The 19,870-nt window shown below is 43.8% G+C and carries 16 protein-coding genes; 6 read left to right on the forward strand and 10 right to left on the reverse strand.

Annotation, left to right across the window (positions count from 1 at the left end; genetic code table 11):
• Positions 1-45: 45 nt before the first annotated feature.
• Positions 46-468 carry an EVE domain-containing protein gene (locus N4J56_RS08250; protein WP_317106020.1) on the reverse strand — a complete coding sequence of 141 codons (423 nt, stop codon included), beginning with the start codon at positions 466-468 and terminating at the stop codon, positions 46-48.
• Positions 469-548: 80 nt separating this feature from the next.
• Positions 549-4,112 (reverse strand): DNA polymerase III subunit alpha, encoded by a 3,564-nt coding sequence (locus N4J56_RS08255; RefSeq protein ID WP_317106021.1) that lies wholly within the window; start codon positions 4,110-4,112, stop codon positions 549-551.
• A gap of 177 nt (positions 4,113-4,289) precedes the next feature.
• Here N4J56_RS08255 and N4J56_RS08260 point away from each other — a divergent pair, with 177 nt between their 5' ends.
• Both N4J56_RS08260 and N4J56_RS08265 read left to right on the forward strand, forming a co-directional pair.
• Positions 4,290-5,186 carry an AraC family transcriptional regulator gene (locus tag N4J56_RS08260; protein ID WP_317106022.1) on the forward strand — a complete coding sequence of 299 codons (897 nt, stop codon included), beginning with the start codon at positions 4,290-4,292 and terminating at the stop codon, positions 5,184-5,186.
• 95 nt (positions 5,187-5,281) lie between these two features.
• Entirely contained in the window at positions 5,282-5,668 is a 387-nt protein-coding gene (locus N4J56_RS08265; protein ID WP_317106023.1) for a DUF6463 family protein, read from the forward strand.
• A 193-nt stretch (positions 5,669-5,861) separates the two neighbouring features.
• Here N4J56_RS08265 and N4J56_RS08270 read toward each other — a convergent pair whose 3' ends face one another.
• Positions 5,862-6,998: an IS4 family transposase gene (locus tag N4J56_RS08270; protein ID WP_410500401.1), complete on the reverse strand. Its 1,137-nt coding sequence runs from the start codon at positions 6,996-6,998 to the stop codon at positions 5,862-5,864.
• A gap of 180 nt (positions 6,999-7,178) precedes the next feature.
• On the opposite strand from N4J56_RS08270, the gene N4J56_RS08275 reads away from it, so the two are divergent.
• Positions 7,179-7,628, forward strand: a complete 450-nt coding sequence (locus N4J56_RS08275; protein WP_317106024.1) for an ester cyclase — start codon at positions 7,179-7,181, stop codon at positions 7,626-7,628.
• Between the two features lie 230 nt (positions 7,629-7,858).
• Here N4J56_RS08275 and N4J56_RS08280 read toward each other — a convergent pair whose 3' ends face one another.
• Complete coding sequence (locus N4J56_RS08280) at positions 7,859-8,719, reverse strand: alpha/beta hydrolase (protein ID WP_317106025.1); 861 nt, start codon at positions 8,717-8,719, stop codon at positions 7,859-7,861.
• Positions 8,720-8,731: 12 nt separating this feature from the next.
• Entirely contained in the window at positions 8,732-10,789 is a 2,058-nt protein-coding gene (locus tag N4J56_RS08285; protein WP_410500308.1) for a protein kinase domain-containing protein, read from the reverse strand.
• A 402-nt stretch (positions 10,790-11,191) separates the two neighbouring features.
• Between N4J56_RS08285 and N4J56_RS08290 the strand changes: the two genes are divergently transcribed.
• Positions 11,192-11,401: a hypothetical protein gene (locus N4J56_RS08290; protein WP_317106027.1), complete on the forward strand. Its 210-nt coding sequence runs from the start codon at positions 11,192-11,194 to the stop codon at positions 11,399-11,401.
• Positions 11,402-11,786: 385 nt separating this feature from the next.
• Here N4J56_RS08290 and N4J56_RS08295 read toward each other — a convergent pair whose 3' ends face one another.
• Both N4J56_RS08295 and N4J56_RS08300 read right to left on the reverse strand, forming a co-directional pair.
• The gene (locus tag N4J56_RS08295; protein ID WP_317110589.1) at positions 11,787-12,803 is read right to left on the reverse strand and encodes a hypothetical protein; all 1,017 of its coding nucleotides are present in this window, start codon (positions 12,801-12,803) and stop codon (positions 11,787-11,789) included.
• On the reverse strand, positions 12,752-13,630 hold the full coding sequence (locus N4J56_RS08300; RefSeq protein ID WP_317106028.1) for an alpha/beta hydrolase: 879 nt from the start codon (positions 13,628-13,630) through the stop codon (positions 12,752-12,754). The genes N4J56_RS08295 and N4J56_RS08300 overlap by 52 nt, the downstream gene beginning before the upstream one ends.
• A 415-nt stretch (positions 13,631-14,045) precedes the next feature.
• On the opposite strand from N4J56_RS08300, the gene N4J56_RS08305 reads away from it, so the two are divergent.
• Complete coding sequence (locus N4J56_RS08305; protein ID WP_317106029.1) at positions 14,046-15,377, forward strand: hypothetical protein; 1,332 nt, start codon at positions 14,046-14,048, stop codon at positions 15,375-15,377.
• 43 nt (positions 15,378-15,420) lie between these two features.
• Here N4J56_RS08305 and N4J56_RS08310 read toward each other — a convergent pair whose 3' ends face one another.
• On the reverse strand, positions 15,421-17,553 hold the full coding sequence (locus tag N4J56_RS08310) for a flavin-dependent dehydrogenase (RefSeq protein ID WP_317106030.1): 2,133 nt from the start codon (positions 17,551-17,553) through the stop codon (positions 15,421-15,423).
• Between the two features lie 165 nt (positions 17,554-17,718).
• On the opposite strand from N4J56_RS08310, the gene N4J56_RS08315 reads away from it, so the two are divergent.
• On the forward strand, positions 17,719-17,952 hold the full coding sequence (locus N4J56_RS08315; RefSeq protein ID WP_015157184.1) for a hypothetical protein: 234 nt from the start codon (positions 17,719-17,721) through the stop codon (positions 17,950-17,952).
• An 11-nt stretch (positions 17,953-17,963) separates the two neighbouring features.
• Here the strand turns inward: N4J56_RS08315 and N4J56_RS08320 are convergent, their stop codons facing one another.
• Both N4J56_RS08320 and N4J56_RS08325 read right to left on the reverse strand, forming a co-directional pair.
• Positions 17,964-19,400 carry an iron uptake porin gene (locus N4J56_RS08320; protein ID WP_317106031.1) on the reverse strand — a complete coding sequence of 479 codons (1,437 nt, stop codon included), beginning with the start codon at positions 19,398-19,400 and terminating at the stop codon, positions 17,964-17,966.
• Positions 19,397-19,699, reverse strand: coding sequence for a hypothetical protein (locus N4J56_RS08325; RefSeq protein ID WP_317106032.1), 303 nt, complete (start codon positions 19,697-19,699; stop codon positions 19,397-19,399). Before N4J56_RS08325 ends, N4J56_RS08320 begins: the two co-directional genes overlap by 4 nt.
• Between the last annotated feature and the right edge of the window lie 171 nt (positions 19,700-19,870).

A 19,870-nucleotide genomic window follows, 5' to 3' on the forward strand; every position in this document is an offset into this window, starting at 1 on the left:
GGCGGCAACCCGATGTTGCACTGCTTGCTTACGGTACTAACACCATTATCCTTTTAATTGATGGACTCGCTGCCATTCTTCCAGCGTGATTTTATAGTTAATCCCAGGAGCGCGAATTACAGGTAAATTGCTCAAAACGCGATCGTAAAGCAATTCCGATCGCCTCAATGGTTGTCCTAGCAGTCTGCGAAGACAACGGATTTTAACGTGGAGTTTACTACCAGCTTTGCTCGGATCGAGCCAATAGTCTTTATCGGGTAATTCTGTTAAAGCTTGAACGGGTTCGGCGACTTCGGCGATCGCATATATTCCCGCTTTTTCTCCTGCCATCCACACCAAAACTCCATCACCCACAGCAATATCTTTGCTATAGCGAGTCACCCGCCACGGAATTGTTTCTAATTCTCGAATTGCATCTAAAATTCGATAATATTTGGGGTTGCCTTGAAATAGCCAGTAATTTGTCATTTGTTATTTGTCATTTGTCACTTGTAAGTAGTTAGCAGTTAGTGAATTTTTACTTACGACTTACGACTTACGACTTCCAATTACCCATTACCTACTAACAATGGTTGTACGTGCGCGGGAAAATTGGCGGTTCTTAGTGCTTCTACAGCAGTTCTACTATCCTGTACCCAATAACTGCGTCCAAGGCGTACTAGTTGACGGTTACGGGTATCTTGAATAATAGCAAACACTGGAATTCTCGCTTTTTCTTTCTCTTCTACCTGCTTTTGCAAAATTTCTTGTAAGCGATGTTGTTCCTGAATGTTTCCAGCTTGTAAGGGGTCAAGTTCTACCATGACTAAACGGACGTTTTCTATTGGTTCTACATCTTCAATAATCATTTGTACTTTGTCGTCTCTTCGATCGACTTTACCCCAAACAATTAATCGCGTATCTGCTTCTAACAGATGGGAAATGCGTTCGTAGGTTCTAGGAAAAACAACTGCTTCTGTTTGCCCTGTCAAATCTTCTAACTGTAAAATTGCCATGCGATCGCCTTTTTTCGTGGTTACGGGTTTCATGCTAGTTAGCATCACTACTGAACTCACAGACGTTTCGCTGGAAATGTTTTCTAAATTGCTTAAACTAATCGGAGATAAAATTTGTGCTGCTTGACTGACTGCTTTGAGGGGATGATCGGAGACGTAAAAACCTAATAACTCTTTTTCTTTGCGTAACTTTTCTGATTGTTGAAAATCTGCGACTGGTGGTGCTTTGGGTGCAGAATCAAAGCTACTTTCTGACTGACTAGTATTCGTCAGTCCTCCCAAGTCAAATAAACTAAATTGACCGATCGCTCGATCTCTAGCACGAGATTGCGCCCAATCGTGTACTAGTTCTAAATCTTTTAATAATTGTTGACGATTTGGTTCGAGTTTATCGAAAGCACCGCAATAAATGAGTGGTTCAATTGTTCGACGGGTAACAGCACGTAAATCGACGCGATCGCAAAAATCAGCTAGAGATTTAAATTCTCCTTCCGAACGCGCTTTTAAAATCGAGGCGATCGCTTCTCCGCCTAACCCTTTAACTGCTGAGAGTCCAAATAAAATATTATTTTCTATTGGTGTAAAATCCACACCAGAGCGATTGATATCTGGTGGTTCGATTTGAATATTCATGTTCAAACAGGTAGCAATATATTTTTGTACCTGCTCTGTTTTGTCGCTATTAGCTGTTAATAGCGCCGCCATGTATTCTACAGGAAAATTCGCCTTAAGATAGGCAGTTTGATAAGTGACGTAACCATAGGCGGTTGAATGGGATTTATTAAAACAGTACTCCGCAAACTTCATCATCTTCTCAAATAACTCTTCAGCTATTTGTTTTTTCACCCCATTTCTTGCTGCACCATCAACAAAAATTTCTCTTTGTTTCTGCATTTCCGAAGTTTTCTTTTTCCCCATCGCACGTCTTAACAAATCCGCCTGTCCGAGGGAATATCCGGCTAAATCTTGAGCAATTTTCATGATTTGCTCTTGATACACCATAATCCCATAGGTTTCTTGCAAGATCGGCTCTAATATAGGATGCTCGTTTTCAATTGCTTCTTTACCGTGTTTGCGATTAATAAATTTTGGAATTAAACCAGCATCTAATGGTCCTGGTCGATATAAAGCCAGCACCGAAGAAATATCTTCGATACAAGAAGGTTTTAAATCTCGAACAATCTGACGCATTCCCGAAGATTCTAGCTGAAATACTCCTTCTAACGCGCCTGCTTCTAGCAGCTTATAAGCTTTTTCTACATCTTCAGGAATTTTATCAGTTTCACCTTTGGCTAAAATTTTCTGCACTTTTCTTTCATTTGCCGTAACTTCATATGGATCGACTTTAATCTGACGATATTGTTCGATGAGCTGAATTGACTTCTGAATCAAAGTTAAATTCTTTAATCCTAAAAAGTCCATTTTCAACAATCCCATTGCCTCGATGTCTTCCATAAAATATTGGGTAATGACATCGCCTTCTTTATTTCTTTGTAATGGAACAACTTCATCTAACGGATCGGATGAAATCACAACTCCGGCTGCATGAACGCCGTAAGTTTTGTTCGTTCCTTCAATTCGCATCGCCATATCAATCCAGCGGCGAACGTGGGGTTCGTTGTCGTATCTATCCTTAAACTCTTGTTCTGGTGTTTCATCAGAAATCATCACCGCCAGTTTAGTTGGCTTACCCCGCACCACAGGGATTAATTTCGCCATTTTGTCTGATTCGGCGTAGGGAATATCTAAGACTCGCGCCACATCTTTCAAAACAGCTTTGGATGTGAGGCGGTTAAATGTAATAATTTGCGCGACTCGATCTTCACCATATCTCCGCGTCACATATTCAATCACTTCATCGCGTTTCTCAATACAGAAATCGGTATCAATATCAGGCATTGATTTGCGTTCTGGATTCAAAAATCGCTCGAATAGCAAGCCATGATGTACCGGATCGATATTAGTGATTTGCAGGCAATATGCAACTAAAGAACCAGCAGCCGAACCGCGTCCTGGTCCTACGGGAATGTCGTTGTCTCTGGCATATTTGATATAATCCCAAACGACTAAAAAGTAAGTTGAAAATCCCATTTGTTGAAGCATTTTCAACTCGTATTCCAATCTTTCTTTATAGACTGGTTCGATTTGACTACGAGATTTACGGTTGAGGCGTTCTAATAGTCCTTCCCAAGCAACTTCTTCTACATAAGTATCGGCTGTATGTCCGGCGGGAACGGGATAATTAGGCAGTCGCGGTTCGCCTAAAATGTGATACGGTTCGACTTTTTCGGCAACTTCTAAAGTAGTGGCGATCGCCTCTTGAATAATATTATCTGGTAAATGATCGCGAAATAATTGCGCCATCTCCTCAGCAGACTTCAAATACTCCGTCCCGCTGTAGCGCATCCGATTATCTTCGGAAATTAACTTGCCAGTTTGAATACACAATAATGCGTCGTGAGCATCAACGTCAAAACAGGAAATAAAATGGGAATCGTTTGTAGCAACAAATTTAATATCTAATTCTCTAGCAATTTTGATAATTTCCACATTCACAGTTCTGTCTTCAGGAGAACCGTGGTCTTGAATTTCTAAATAATAATCTTCACCAAAAACCTCTTTATACCACTTAGCAATTTCTCGCGCCACATCCGGTTTACCTTGCAAAATTGCTTGGGGAATTTCTCCACCCAAACAAGCACTCGTAACAATTAAGCCTTCGTGATACTGTTGTAACAGTTCCTTATTGACACAAGGACGGGCAAATATCCCTTTCCCTTGGAATCCTTTGAGGTGAGAAATCGACGTAAGTTTAACTAAATTTTTGTAGCCTTTAGTATTTTTTGCTAAAACAACTTGATGATATTTTCTAACTCGGCGGCGTTCTTTATTTCCAATATCGCCGTTAATCACGTACATTTCATTGCCGATAATTGGCTTAATATTTTTACTACGACAAACCTTAATTAACTCGATCGCCCCATACATGACACCGTGATCGGTAAGCGCGATCGCAGGCATACCCAATTCTATCGCCCGATCCACCAGTTGCGGCAGCTGGCTGGCACCATCGAGCAGGCTGTAATCGCTATGGATGTGTAGACCGACGAAAGACATAGAAGCATCCCACAGTGGCTATGACAGAAGTATAGGATACCGGATTTTGGGTACGCCAGGGCGGGTCTGTGTATTGTCTTAGCAATTGCATATAGTTATGGCAGAAGGCAGAAGGCAAACGGTAGAAGGAAAAACACGCGCCATTATGAAGATTATTTTAGGAGTGTGGATAGAGATATGCTTCAACAGCCGCTTAAATTAGATATGACGAAGCTAGAGGACTCTACCAAAGTCCTTCCTCATCCACCGTTGCTTAATAGCCACTCAGCAGGCTGGAACGAGGTTTTTCTGGCTTACTACCATCATCCAGGTTACGAGACTCCAATAGAGCATTTAATGGCGCAACACGTCCTCGATGTCAGCGATCGCCATAATTGGGTACAACATGAAAGGCGCGTGGGCAGTCAATTTCAGGCTTACTGGTTTGGTAATGGCGAGATTGCTTTTTGTCCGGCTAACACGCTGCATTGGGCAGTATGGCAGCAAGAAGTACGCTTCACTCTACTTACCCTTAGTCCTCAACTTTTAGCACGATTGGCAAACGAATGTACAGATCGCGATCGCCTGGAACTAATTCCTCGTTTTCAATTTGTCGATCCGGTAATTCAACAACTCGCCTCAGCCTTGAAAGCAGATCTGCAAGCTGGATGTCCTGCTGGACGAATTTACGGCGAGTCTTTGGGTGTTGCTTTAGCCGTACACTTACTTACTACCTGCTCCACATTACCACCAAAAATCTCTACATACTCTGACGGGCTACCGCAGTACAAGCTGCAACAGGTAACTGATTACATTCACGCTCATCTAAATCTAGAGATTAAACTATCAGATTTAGCTCGCTCTGTAGGTATGAGCCAATATTATTTCTGTCGTCTATTTAAACAGTCTACGGGCGTGACACCGCATCAATGTTTGATTCGGCTGCGAGTAGAACGAGCAAAACAATTGCTCAAACGGTCGGATTTAGCGATCGCAGATATAGCACTTCAATGCGGTTTTTCGCATCAAAGTCACTTGAGTTTCCACTTCCGCCGCTTGGTAGGAATGTCTCCTAAAGCATTTCAGCAACAATAGCAAGAATCTGCTCGAAATTGCAAGAACTTGCGCGACATCAGAAGACGAACCTAGCTAAATTGATTGCATTCATCAGATCGTTTAGGAGATTGAGAATGTTGCGATTTTGCGGCTATTGGTTATATGCCACCAGCATTATCCATGTTTTAGTTGGTGTCTGGCTCTATGCCGAACCTCTAGTAGCTATTAGCCAGAATGGATTTTTCAATGCAGTAGATCCCTATTGCGATCGAAATACTGCTTTTTGGTTCTTGATGTTCGTGCCATTACTTTTTGCCATAGGGCAACTATGTTGCTGGGCGCAGGTTAAAGGTATTACTCTACCAACTTTCCTTGGTTGGTATCTACTAGCAACTTCTATAGTTGGGATCGTTTTGATGCCAATCTCAGGTTTCTGGTTACTAATAATACCATCTGTGCTAATCGTCATCGCCTCACATCAGTCTAAAAGTAGTAACACTAGTATTTCTTATAAAGCTTAGAAGGCAATACGGTTCATTTAAGGCTACGCTGTGCTGAGGATAAAGAAAATAGGAGGATTGGTTCGGGAGGGGGTGGCTCGATGTCTTGGCTTTTTTGAGCGAAACTTGGATACAGGTTTTTTTACAACTCTGGGATTGGTACGAGAAACTCGTTCAGGTAACAGAGTGTCTAAAATCTCTACAGTTAACCAACTTAAAAAAAGGGGAGTTCTTGTGATTGCAAGCGTTGAAATTTCGGGATAGCACGACGAATAACTCGCAATGTCCCAGTGAAACTCAGACGCAAAGGAGTGATACCCGCGCTCTTTGCAGCTTGAAACATCAATAACCGCACAGCCCAGTGTCCTAACAACCACCCGTAAACTTCCTGCACAACTTCACGCGGTTTTTGAGAGCGAATATGAGTTTTTCGTCCTGATAAATGTACTTTGAGTTCATCAATAGTATTTTCTACTTCCCAGCGTTGATGATATTCAATCGCCAGTAGTTGAGCCGGAAATTTCTCCAATTCCAATAAGCTGGTAATTAAGCGATATCTTAGTTGTTCCTCTGGGTTGTCGGTATTACCAATTGTGTATTCAATCACTCGGACTTGTATGGGCTGGCAAGCTTTTGAGCGGAATTTAGCAGGTGGATAAATCCAACTCAGATAAGAACCATCCGCCAGTGGTTCTTCGCACAAAAACTTGACATTTGCGGGAATTCTTCCTAAATAATCGCTACCAGTTGTGACAGTTGCTTGCACCATTGCATAAGAATGTAACCCTCTGTCCCACATCAACAACATCCCTGAACTCACGGAGCGTAATAATCTTAATGCCCGCACTCGTTCTCCTATTCGATATGGACACATCAATGCATCAAAGATTAAATGTGTTCCTGCTTCTACCAAAATGACTAATCGCAGTTTGGGAAATGCGGCTTGTGTGCCAGGACGGCTGCTCGGACGACCAAAAACTCTCGCATTTTCATCGCTGTCTGGCAGATCGAAGCAAGTCCGATCAATTACCACAATTCGCAATCCATTGAGAAATGCTCCTTTGGTATCGGTGCTAGCCATTGGTCGCACCAGTTGATGGAACAATTGACTCATCACCCTTGGACTTAATCGTTGTCGGGCTTGCGTTATTGCTGATTTACAAAAAACTCGCCAGTATTTCCCCACTTTCACCCATGCTTCGCTCAGCCCATCAATTAAGTTTTTCAGCACATCTCTCATCGAATCTCGTGACCACAGACTCATCGCAATTACCAAACAAATTACCAATTGTGCTGGTAACGAGCGTTTACGTTGTTCACAAACTTTAGTTTTAGCGATCGCTTGCTCGATCTCCGTGGATGGGATGGCTGCCTCTATCGCTTTGAACACATCACTACTTTGTATCGTAGGAGACAACAATGAGAAATCCTTCAGATGCACTACACTCACTTTCCATTCTTGGGAACAATGCTTAATTTACAACACTTTGAGCCTTAACTGAACCGTAGTGGCTTAGAAGGAGATATGCATATGTCCATTGAACAAAATAAAGCGATCGCCCTGCGTTTTGCTAACGAATGTTGGGGAACTAATACTAATAATCCTAATTGGGAAAAAGCTTGGAACGAATTAGTATCGCCAGATATCGTCCATCACTTTTGTAGTTGGGCTGAACCAATTCGAGGTATAGAGGTAAACAAAGAATTTGAAGCGAGTTTGCACCAGGGATTTCCCGATATTCAACAGACAATTAAAGATACAATTGCCCAGGAAGATAAAGTGATGTATCGTTCCACTCTTAAAGGTACTCACACGGGAATATTTATGGGATTACCGCCTACAGGTAAGGTTGTAACTGTAAATGGCAGTTTCAATTTATTACACATCTCTGGAGGCAAGATTGTGGAATGGTGGTATGAATTGAACTTGCTAGAAGTCATGAAACAAATGGGAGTCATTACCGAACCTGTCTTAAAATAGCTTTTCTCCAGTCTTTATCTTTTAGCAACTCAATTTGACTTAATTGAAGTTGCATTGTTTAAAACCTCTTTCTAAATACTTTTAAATTAACGAACAATTCCTTAATAACCCTTTGCGCCTTTGCGTCTTTGCGTGACATTCATACATATCCTGTTAGGGCGGGTTTACATGACGTATTTATTAGAGTCAAAAATTTTTGGTAAAACCTGCCCCTACAATAACACCGTTGCTCAAATTGATTTTTTGACGAACTGCTGTACCACCTGAAAATACTTACTTCTCGCCACCTCAGCAGTATTATTATGCCCCGCCTCTGGAACCAAAAATATTTGCTTTGGTTGCGGTGCAGCCTCATACAATTGTTGACTCATCCTAGCAGGAACTTGCCAGTCGGCAGTACCATGAATCAACAATACTGGCATAGCTAAAGAACCCACCTTATCAATAGAATCAAATCGCTGATGTAATAGTAGATCTATTGGAAAAAATCGATAAATTTGTTGATAATTGACTACATCGGCAATCGATGTAAAAGAACTTTCTACAATTAATCCAGCCGCATCTGGATGTTTCAATGCTAGATCGATCGCCACTGCACCACCTAAAGAATGTCCGTAAATAAAAATCCGATTGGCTGAAATCTTTTTCTCCTTAACTAAATAATCCCAAGCTACTTGTGCGTCTTGATAAACTTGCGCTTCGGTGGGAAAATTACCCCGACTCAAACCATAGCCGCGATAATCAGGAAGTAATACTGAAAATCCCATGCGATGAAATCGATTTGCATGAGCCACATTTGCGCCAATATTAATTCCATTACCGTGCAAATATAGTAATACTCTGTTACTTGGTAACGATGCAGGTATCCACCAACCATGTATTTTTTCTATTTGATTAGATGCCGTTTTTACAGGCAACCACACTTCTTGATACTGTAAGTTAAAAGCTGCTGGTGTAATATCAATAGTGGCGCTAGGAAAGAAGATAAATCGCGTTTGTTGAAAGTAGAGAAGTAAACAAGCAATTAGATAAACAGCACCGACGATAGCCATAACAGGTAATAGCGATCGCCAAAAAAGTTGTGTTGACATGGATACAAACTGCTATTCGCTAATAATTAGTTTAAGCTGATAATCGCTCTTACCAGACGCAGTAGATACAATAACCAACTCGTAAAAACCGGATTCTGGTAGATTTCCATCCCAAGTGCGATCGCGAGAATCTTCCATCAGCTTAATTTTACCTGTAGGAGAATACACTGAAATTAAAACTTGCGGATCGGCTTCCAATTCCAGTTGCATCACTTGTTCTTCTGTCAATTCGGCAACAAAAGTTTTACCTTCACCTGACTTTAACCTACCGCTAACTTGTCTTTCACTCGTTCCAGAATCAAACTCAATTTTCTCATAAGCGTTTCCCTTCAAGATAGCTTGCAACTTCTCCTCAGCGATCGCATACCAAACCTGATTAATTGGTTTATTCATAAAATTTTGTCCCCGCTGTTGGGGAAACATTTGTAAAAAGGCAGCATCAGCTAAATCGTATAAAACTCTATTACTCAGGTTTAGTCGATCCAATTGCTGCTGCCAACGCGATCGATCTTTTTGCGAGTAACTACCCAAACGCTTGCGAGTTTCTGAGGGCAGAAATTGCAACCAATCCAAACATTCCGCCGCCAAATTATCCCAATCAGCCCTAATTTTTGCATCCTCTGGATTCGCCGTGAGACGACGACCTTTATACTGAGGATATCTTTCCCAAAAAACTTGGTCTACTAAAGCAATGTAATATCTGTTATTTATCCCCATTCGCTGGCGGCGATCGCGCAATTGATTTTTACGGCGTTGTTCGGCAGCAGAAAACTGAGGTTTAACCGCTACTTTTGGCGACTGAGGTACTTTCTTTTCAGTTAGATTTGATTGAAATTGCAACCAACCACTCACTGCTAACCAACCCATATATGCAGATATAATTCCTATTGGTAATGCAAACCAAACTTTTTTGGTTTTGAAAAAAGTAACGCTAGGAATTTTAATAACTGGCTTCGGAATGTTAATTGCTGGTTTGGGAAAATTGTTAACCAACTGAGAAAAATTAATAACTGGCTTCGGAATGTTAATAACTGGTTGGGGAATATTAATAACTGGCTTGACAGCAACGGCAACTGGCGACTTATTAACTGCTACTGTCATGGGAGTAGGTATGGGTGTTGCAGCGGTGCGATGCTGCTGTAAGAGGTGGAAAACGTGTTGTGCGGAATGATAGCGATCGCTAGGGCGAGGAGATAGCATTTTATCTAACATCGCCCCCAACATTGGCGTGAGATTGACTTCTCGCCGCCAGTGCCATGTAAGATGGCGATCGTCGATTAATTCTTGTGGTTCTTTACCTGTAAGTAAAACTAATACCGTAGCAGCCAAGGCATACAAATCGCTGTGAGGATAGACTACCCCCTGCTGCATTTGTTCGGGTGGTGCGTAGCCGACTTTTCCTAGTAGCGTAGCGGTATGCATTCCCCTACCAGACTTAGCCGATGAAACAGTCGCAACAACTTGTTTGACACCACCAAAATCGATCAGCATTGGTAGGCGATCGCTAGTGCGTAAAATTAAATTTTCTGGGGAAATATCCCGATGAATGACTCCTGCACTGTGGATGTAATCTAATACAGGAAGAATTTGCTGCAAGAGGTGAACGATCTCTGTCTCGCTAAAAAATTTTCCTTGCTGCATTCTCTCATCTAACAAGCTGCGGTAGGTTTCCCCTTCTACGTAATCTTGGACGAGAAATAAATGTTCTTTACTGTCAATTTTGACGCGAAATAATTCGCGAAAGCGGGGAATTTGCGGATGCTGCAATTTGTAAAGAACTCCCGCTTCCCGTTCAAACAATTCTGCTGCTTTGCGTAAAAGAGTATTACTCTGTGCTTGCGGCGCAAATTCTTTCAAAACGCAGAGTTCGCGAAAGCGGTTAGTATCCTCCGCTAGATAGGTGCGCCCAAAACCACCTTGTGCTAACAAGCGTACGATCGAGTAGCGATCGCCTAATATCTGTCCTGAATACAAGCCATTTCCCGACGCTAGAGACAGCTTCTCGCCGCAATGCATACAAAAACGACTTTCAGGCAAGTTTTCGTGACCTTGAGTGCAGTATACGGGCATATGACAGCGAAGGAGTGATGAGGCGCTAGGGAATTCGGAATTTCTGACATTACACGCTACCCCTAGCTTTTACAGGGCATTATGAGTATATCTACAAATTTAAATAACTCACGCTCTTTCCCTTTAACTCATCTCCAGTGACACTTTTTTCAGTTATCAGTTGTCAGTGGCTAGTGGCTAGTGGCTGGTGGCTAGTGAAGAAAGGGTGTAGGGTGTGGGGTGTGGAGATTGTAAATTTCTTTCTCCACGACTCTCCGCGACTCTCCCTCAGCCCTCTTCCCGCCGCTCCCTGCTCCCTTGTCTCCGCCTCTTTATCAAGAATTTTTAAGCTGATGAACGTGCGTGCAGTTATAGCCTGAGAATATTGAGAAATAAATCTTGGTGCAAGAGGGATAAGCCATAATGTCGCTCGCTCGAACTTCCACATCTACACCAAAAGTAAGAGATACTAAGCTGAAAGAGCAGGAACTCATTCAACAAATTCGGGCAGAATTAGTATCTACAATTAGAGTTACGCCAGATGAAGCATTGGCAGACTGGCAGAGAACCTCTATCGGACAGGGATATTTTAGCGGTACGTTAGAAAGCGAAATCTACCGTTCTTTTTTGTAACTACCTGTTTTATCACTATTAATGGTGAGTTGCGATCGCGACTCACACATGATGGCAGCGATTGCCGAACTACGAATTACTGTCGCTTGTTTTACCACGGATTAAAATACTCACAAGCATCCAGCCTGCCCACAAAACAGCTGAGACTAGCAGGAAAATCATCAGTAAGGCTAAGCCAGAAAACGGCGCTACGATGAAGCTGAGTAGCAAACTCAACAATAAAATCATCAATAAAGTCTTGTCCATTACCATTTAACTCCTCGTCTCGATCTCATTCACCAAGTTAGCAAGCGCGATCGCAAATTGACCTCTAACTAGAGTTATTGGTCATTGGTCATTGCTCTCTCCCTCAGCTCCCTCAGCCCCCTCAGCTTCCTCAGCCCCCTCAGCTCTCTTTTCTCCTCCGCCTGTAAGCTTGAGGACAAAAATTCTGTTGGGCTGTGACCACCGCACAGATAGAATTAGCTAGCTGAGTTAGTGGTAAGGATGAAACGAGACTCACATCCAGCGGTGCTTGGCTGACGGTTTGAATATAGGAGGAGCTGAGATAGGGACGATACTGGGGGTTTCGATCGAGATAAGTTTCCATAAATGCTACGCTCAAAATACTAACGTAGCGACGTGCGATCGCTGGATTGGGACCAATAACTTGTGCGGGTAGGGGAATTGGATCGGCATCTTCCGCAGCTGATTCACCAATCGTAGAAAAATGGCTGGCGCGATCGATGGAGAGTAAGTACTTTTGCTCTGTTGTTAACCAAGCAAAGGGAATAATCTGTTCTGGTAAGGCAGGAGCAATTGTATCTGCACTGCTGCTGACGATCGCTACGGGAATTTGAATCTTCCTCAACCCTAATTCCCCAAAAATACTACTAGTAAATGGGTTAATGGCGATCGCGGCTTTAATTCTCCAGTCTTTCAAATTATCTTGAGTCAATGGTAAAGCCAAAGCACGACACTGAAGCAGTAGCGATAGATTCCAGACATCTTTAGGGTTGTTACAATCTCGGCGCAGTTGGCTAAAATTCAAGCTTGCACCTGCTAAAGCTAAGGCAGTATAACCGCCAAAAGATTGACCAATAATCGCTGCTCGTTGTACATTCAACTGCCAACTGGGATTAGCTGCGTTCAATCGCTCTAATTCATCCAATAAGTATTTCACGTCTAAAGGACGGTTGACAAATTCGCTCGGCTCTGCTACTTCTGCGGCTTGACCGGAAAACAGCGATCGCAATTGTTCCGCATTGCTACCAGGATGTTCGGGAACTGCAACAGCAAAACCATAACTTGCCAGTTGCTCGGCTAGATAAATAAAACTCGTGCGATCGCTCCCTAAACCGTGGGATATGACTATGACTGGGAAGCGTCGGGATTCGGTAATTGGTAATTGGTAATTGGTAATGGTGGTAGTTGCCCCTCTGCTCCCCTGCCCCTCTGCTCCCCTGCCCCTCTGCTCCTCTGCTCCCTGGGTTCTCTTCTCTCCCTCAGCTTCCTCAGCTCTCTTTCCCCCTGCTCCCTTGGTAAATAAAGATCGGCAACAAAAGCCCGATCGCGGCGGCGATCGCTTAATTTTAAGGTTTGCTTGCTCCAACTAAAACGTCCAGGCGATCGCAAATCTGGTAACTGAGAAAAATTTATTCCTTGTACTTGAGCAGCTGCGACTGTCGAATTTTCGGAAATTAAGGCGATCGCTCTGCGAGATTGGCTAATCAAGGTTTCTAGGGCTTCAGCCAGCTGAAGCATCCGCCCCATATTAACTCGTACGTTAGTCGGAAATTTGTGTAGTATGTTCAGGAGTGTTAAGCCTTTTGGATCTGCTGCTGCTAAAACGAGTGCCGAGCGCAGGGCATAAAATCCCGATTGCCGAGATTCAGTTTGGACAACCTCGCCTAGTCTTTCTAACAGGGTTGTTCCAGTTGGCGTATAAAGAAACTGGGATACTGCAACCGGACTTAGATCGATCCGTTTGAGTAAAACTCGTTGTAATTGTAACAATCGTTGGGGACTGACATATGCTGCATAGGTAGCTAGCTCGTCGTCAACTATGCCTTTTTTAGCGTAGCTTTCCAAGGAGTTTACAGAAATAGACCGTTCGATCGCTCCATAGGAAATATAAATTTTTTTTGCCGCGATCGCACAGTTGGCAATTCCAGGTATGGGTAAAAACCACAGTCCTAAACTACTTAGCACAACTCCTAGCCAAGTCCGAGCAGGAAAATTACATGACATAGAGCAAATAATTAATTGAGTGGTGCGCTCAGGCATGGGGACAAGGGAGACAAGGAGAAGTCAGAATTAACTAGTCACTGGTCAGGAGTCAAGAGCCACTGACAACTGACAACTGACAACTGACAACTAACAACTGACAACTGACAACTAACAACTGACTTTCTTCAATTGAGGTGGTGGAGGTAAGATAGCTACAGGATAGAAACGAGAGTAACAACTCACGCCTAATTATTTTATATTTCTGCATACAGAATTTGGGAAAAGTTACCAGTATAAATACTGAAAAATTCATTTATGGTAGAAGATCTATTTTTTTAAGAAAGTCTGAATCTTTAAAAAATCTTTTAAAAGTGGATGAATAATAGAAAGTCTGATAACGGGGCAGCTAAGAATTTTTACAGCGGGGTACAAGACCATGAGTGAAGCAGAAAAAGTCAATAGTGCGCCATTTGCTGAGTGGTTTAATTTTGCTAATAGTGGGCTTGCTGATGGTGAGGCATCCCCAGCAAACCAAGACACAACCAATTTATCTGAGTCAGCGGACGATGCTGCTGTTGCCCGCGATGTTTCTGTGGAACCAGAACCCGCAGTAGGTTCTTGGTCGTCCGTTGCTCGTTGGATGGACTCGGCAGAGAATGGTGGAGCATCCTTAACTCCTGAAGAAGTCGCGACGTTATTAAGTTTCATCCAAGAGATGCGCGGCTCCAACACCAAACTAGTAGAACGGGTAATTCAGTTAGAGAGAGCGCTAGAAAACAGCCAAAAGGAATTGCACTACCTCAGAGGGCGATCGCGCGAGGCAGATTTGAAGCTTGCCCAAAAAATTCAAGCTCAGGAGCAAGCGCGATCGCAAGTAGAATCTTTATCTGCCAAGCTAGAGACGGCAGAACAAGCCATCCAGCAGCAGAACATTGTGGTTGAGACCCTTACCGATGACTTAAACGCCAGCCAAGAACGGATCGCTCAAATGGAAAGAGAATGCTCTCTCGTGCAGTCTAGATATAACGAGCAATCCTATCAGCTCATGCAAGTCGAGACATCCTGCCGCGATCTCCGCTCTCGCTTGCTGCGCCAGCAACGCTACACCATGCAGTTAAAAGTAGCGCTAGAAAAGTGTGCGGAATCACCCGCTTCCACAACCGATCGACCCCCAGAAAATAATGCTAGTAGTTTGAGAACGCAATCGTTATTTCCCAACCCGCAACCAATTACTCCGTGGTCGATTCAAACCCCGAATTTTATCGATCGCGACCGACAAGAATCCTCAGATTCACCATTGAATGAGTGGACGGCGGAAAACTTTTTGAGCGATCGCCAAGCGCCTTACAGTTTCAATTCCACCCCCAGTACTGGATCTTTCGATTTGCAAAGTGGTAACAGCTCGGCAGAGCGAAGTTTTTTCTTTTCAGAAACTAACCAAGAAGTAGACCTAGACGATTTCTTGAGTTTGTTACAAGAAGAAGCCTCAGCAGAGGCGATCGAGACTGACGATACAACGTCGCTCGACCTCGATCGTCTCGCGCCCCAACCACAGATATCAGAATCGCACCCAACCAATGAATCGCAGCCGGATGAACCAGCAGGCGAAGCAGAAGCTTCACCAGCCGATGCTTCCCCATCCAGCCAGAATCAGGTTAACCTCAACTGGCCCTCACCAGTTGTTTATCCCTGGCATCCACCCAAAGGTAGAAAATCACTAGCATCAATTGAATTACCAAAATTTCCACCCAGAAACCAGAATCAGTGACCAGCGACCAGCGACCAGCGACCAGTGACCAGTTAACCAACAACTAACTACTAACTACATCTTGAGAACCAATTGCAGGCGTGCGGGGATGAGGGGCGATCGCGAGTTGGGGTCTTCCCATACCAGTTGTCAGGGCGTAGCTTTGTGCCAGCAGCCTCAGCCACAATCTAGGATAGCGGGGTTCTAACCACGGCTGGATCTGGTGCAAGAAACTCGGCAACCAGCCGCTAAAACAAAGACTCAACAAGGCATTCCAGCTAAAGTTGAAGTAACTCAGCAGCCATCGCAGCAGATCTTTAGCTCCGGCTAATTCCCAAATCCAGAGCAGCAAGACGGGATTTTTTCTGGCAGCTTTCAGCGCCAAACGATTAAAAGTAAACCAATCAAAGCGGTCTTTGATAAAGCGATCGGCAACTTCTAAAGGTTCGTCAGTCAACAGTCCGAAGAAATTATTCAGCATCGAGTTGACCCGTTCTGGTGGCAAAAATTTACCCGTGGGAACCATCATGCCTTTAGAAAACATCCAAGTCACGGCAACATTGCTTTGATAGGCGCGAATTTGATTTAAATCGCTAGCACTGAGCAAATCGTGCTTTAATGCTGTATCTAATAAGGCTGTGAGACGGCTGAGATTGCGGACTAGGGAGCCAAAACCAGTAAAGACGAGGGGAGATTGCAGCGAAGCTGCATCGCCGATCGCGACTAAGCGATCGAAAGCAACCGTGCGATCGCGACTCCCAACGCTAAAATGTCCCGGAATATAACCAAACGTAGGTTTTTTCCATACGAGTCGATCTAGGTCGCAACGGCGATACTCTGGCAAAATCGTGAAAAAGTCCTCGTACATCTCCAGCAACGAACCAGGATTTTCTCGATTGACTTGATGGTAGTGGAACAAATAAACTGTGATTTCTTCGCCCGCACCAGGAAATAATTCCCAAATTAACTGTCTTCCCCGCGAAATGTCACCGTGGCTGTTGAGAACATCGCCATATTGAGCATCCCATACCCCAGGCTCGAAGCCGCCATTAACGACCGCTCCTACCGTCGGACAGACGCTATCAAAAGCACGACCGCCATTGAGTTGCCAAGCAATCGGAGAAGCTGTCCCCATTGCATCTACTAAAACTCGTCCGCTGGCTTGTTTTTGAGTTTGGCTGGGTAAATGCCGAGCTTGTAACGTAACTTGCGATCGCTCGATATCGGCGCGGAGAAACTCGGTTTCGTCCCAAATTTCACCCCCCGCAGCTTTTAACTTTTCTCCACACAGCCGCAGCAGCCTTTCTGCATCTAAGGCTATATTCAGCACCGTTGGAGTATGGAGGATCGGTGCTTTTAAGTGGGGTGAATTGTTCCCATCGAAAAACTTATTAAATCCGTCTTTATATTCTCGTGCAATAACACTTTCGCATTCTGCGGGAGTTAGCAAACCCAGATCGATTAAACTTTGTAATTCCGTGCGAGAAATATTCCACTCCCGATTCATCCGTCCAAATGGCAAACGCTCCAACAACAACACGCGATAACCCAGTTGCGCCATCACCGCTGCATGAATCACTCCTAATGCGCCACCGATGTAAATGAGATCGTAGGATGGCTGTAGAGACGTTACATGTAACGTCTCTACATTTACATGTAACGTCTCTACATTTTTTCCAGAAAACACAACTTGACGCGGCTGCTGCGGATTCTGCACTCCTTCGCGCCACCTTTGCTCCCACCAGTAAACTCGCTTGAGATCGTATTCACCATTAGGCATTTGCTGAAAATACTTGACGGTGAGGGGGTAGTGGGGAGCAAGCGCCTCAAAAATAGATTGTTGGGATAAATCTATTGCTGCTGGTGCGGGATAGTTATGAGGAAACTTAATTCTAATCTGCTTTACAAGACTTTGCAGAATTTGCCGTTCTCCTGGTAGGGGACAATCTGTCCAACGGAAGACCTTGAGATATGTAGTACGCTGTACAGACCAAACAAAAGCGGAGATCTCCCCTAGCTTTTTTGCCGTTGGATCTGAAATATTTGTCTTTATCGCTGTATCTATAGGTATTTGCAAGCGAAAACCTTCAGGCGCGATCGCTTTTTGCCCGATTCCTGGTTCAAATTCCGCTTGCAACCAGTGCCGAACGACAGATGTGTCTGGTGTGGGGATTTCAATGTACAAGAGTTCTTTCATCTTGGCGCTTTTGTCTATGGGTAAACTACCAATTTGGACAGAGGTGACAAGGGTTTAGACTAGGCTAAGCTTGCCAAAAATAAGCTTGCTTAGAACAAGTTTAAGAAAATTTACAATTGCATTTGGATTTATTAAAACAGTTTTTCATCTTGCTAAACTCCCGCCATGCATTATCCCATCCCAACCAGCCCCGAAGAAATTATTAATCTCAGACAAAAACCAATTAGCGATGAATTGGTAGCCACTGCGATCGCGGGTGTAATCCAGTTCGTCCGTTCCCAAGGACAATCTTTAGAACAGTTAACTGCCCAACTGCTTGCAGATGATAGCTTATTAGACGATCGCCAGCGCCGCAGGCTGAGCGAGATTGTCACCCAGGCGTGGGAAAAATTTGCCTAGTTTTGTAGAACTCAAAATTCAAAGGCAGTGCGAATTGTTCCAATCACGATGTCTTCGTTCTCAGTATTATGATTTGGAGCTGTCAGCCAAATCAAACCAGGGGTGATGGAGATATTATCTGTTGCTTGGTGTCTGTAAAAGCCTTCCACGTGGATTGAAGTATTGGGGTCGCTCGATTGCCCTACCGCTCTCAAACCGCTACTCGTACCAGTTAATTTCGGTTGCATTCCAATAATAATTCCGCCGAGATTGCCTTCTTTGCCCAGATCGGGAAATCCGAAGGTGATGGCGTAATTCCAAATCGATGCATCCCCCAAACCGATCGCGCGAGCAGCAGTATAGCCCGCCCAGCCACCGATCGCAAAATTCTCGCTAATTCTGTAACTGGCTTCAATGCCGTAGGAGTTACCGACTACAGGCAATTCGAGATCTGGCGTGCCAATTTGAGTTAAATTAGCGGCTGTACTACCCGTACCTGTATCTAAACCTTGACCAGCACCTCCATAAGAATGAATATAAGTCAAGCCTACTCCCAAGCGATCGCTCGGCGTTAATGTTAACTGAGCGATCGCACCGTAATCGCCGTTAAATAGTCTCGCGCCAGCTGCCGGATCGTTAGCATCTCCAGCCAGATAAGCGAAATCAAAACTCATTGCCTCAGATAACTGTAACCTCGCTCCAATTCCCGTGTTGCTATTGGGGATGCGATAAATTGGATTGCGTCGCCCAAAGCGAGAAATTGCCCCCGTATCGCTGTCTTCAAACAAAGGGTTGATGACATCGGTAAAATCATCGCTGTCTGAATCGTTGAATTGGAACAACAGCGTTATTTTTTCACCCACTGGTAGTTCATATTCTAGGTTCCCCAGTTCCACGCTTCCTTCGGTGTTCGAGTCAAAACCCAAACGCCCTTCATCTGTTGGCAAGTCAAATTGCTCGAAGTTGCCAAAATCAAGCCTGGTGGTCAGTAAGTCCTTTCCAGTAAAACTGGTTTCAAAAGCAAGTCTGGCTCGACTTTGCAGCACTGTATTGTTGTCGTCGCCCGCTCCGCCAAAAGCATCGCTGAGGGCAAAAATCACCGTTCCTTCTAGTTTGGTGGTGGTAGAGAATTGATTAGATTCTAACTGAGCTGTCTGTACCTCTAAGCGATCGACTCGCCCGCGTAGAGTCACCAGTTCGGTAGCAAAATCAGCTTGCAGTTTTTGTAGGGTGGCTAAGTCTGTTTGAGTTATAGGATTGCCAGTTGCGCTCTGTTCGTTGATTCTTTCTAATGCTGCATTCAACCCTGCCGCAAATTCATACCGCGTCATTGCCCGATCGTCTCTAAACGTGCTGTCTGGATAGCCAGCGATGACTCCGTAGCGCTCTACTAAAGATTGCAAGGCTTGAAAAGCCCAATCGTTAGGCTGGACATCAGATAGCTGCGAAACAGATGTTACTTGGCTCATCTGAAGATCCCCCCTTCGCCCCCCTTACCAAGGGGGGCGAAGGGGGGATCTTTATGATCGCGACGATCGGCGATCGAAAATAGTTTTTTATTCTGGTTAATGTTATTGATGATACTAGTACTTAAGGGGATGTCTTTTGATAGGTAAAAGTTATTTTTTATACTTTGACGATCGTTGCTGTTCGGGTCAATATGTGTATGTTGCAGAATTTGTTCTGCTATGACTGTAGGAGAAAGCAATAATTCGATCGCTAGAGGAGCGACGATCAAAATTAGGTTTTTTATTAAAGTTTGGTTCATGCTTACTATTTTTATTTATTTTTTGAAATCAAAGCAACTATTATATTTGAAATTTCGTAAAATCAGGATTTCAAAGGATTTTTGAAGCATCTTTGGATAATTTTTATCAAATAATCTCTCTTTTAATTTTTACAAGTGCCAAAATACGAAACCTCAAAAAGCTCAAAATTA

Origin of the sequence: Chroococcidiopsis sp. SAG 2025, assembly GCF_032860985.1 — a bacterium.
In the GTDB taxonomy this organism is placed as follows: domain Bacteria; phylum Cyanobacteriota; class Cyanobacteriia; order Cyanobacteriales; family Chroococcidiopsidaceae; genus Chroococcidiopsis.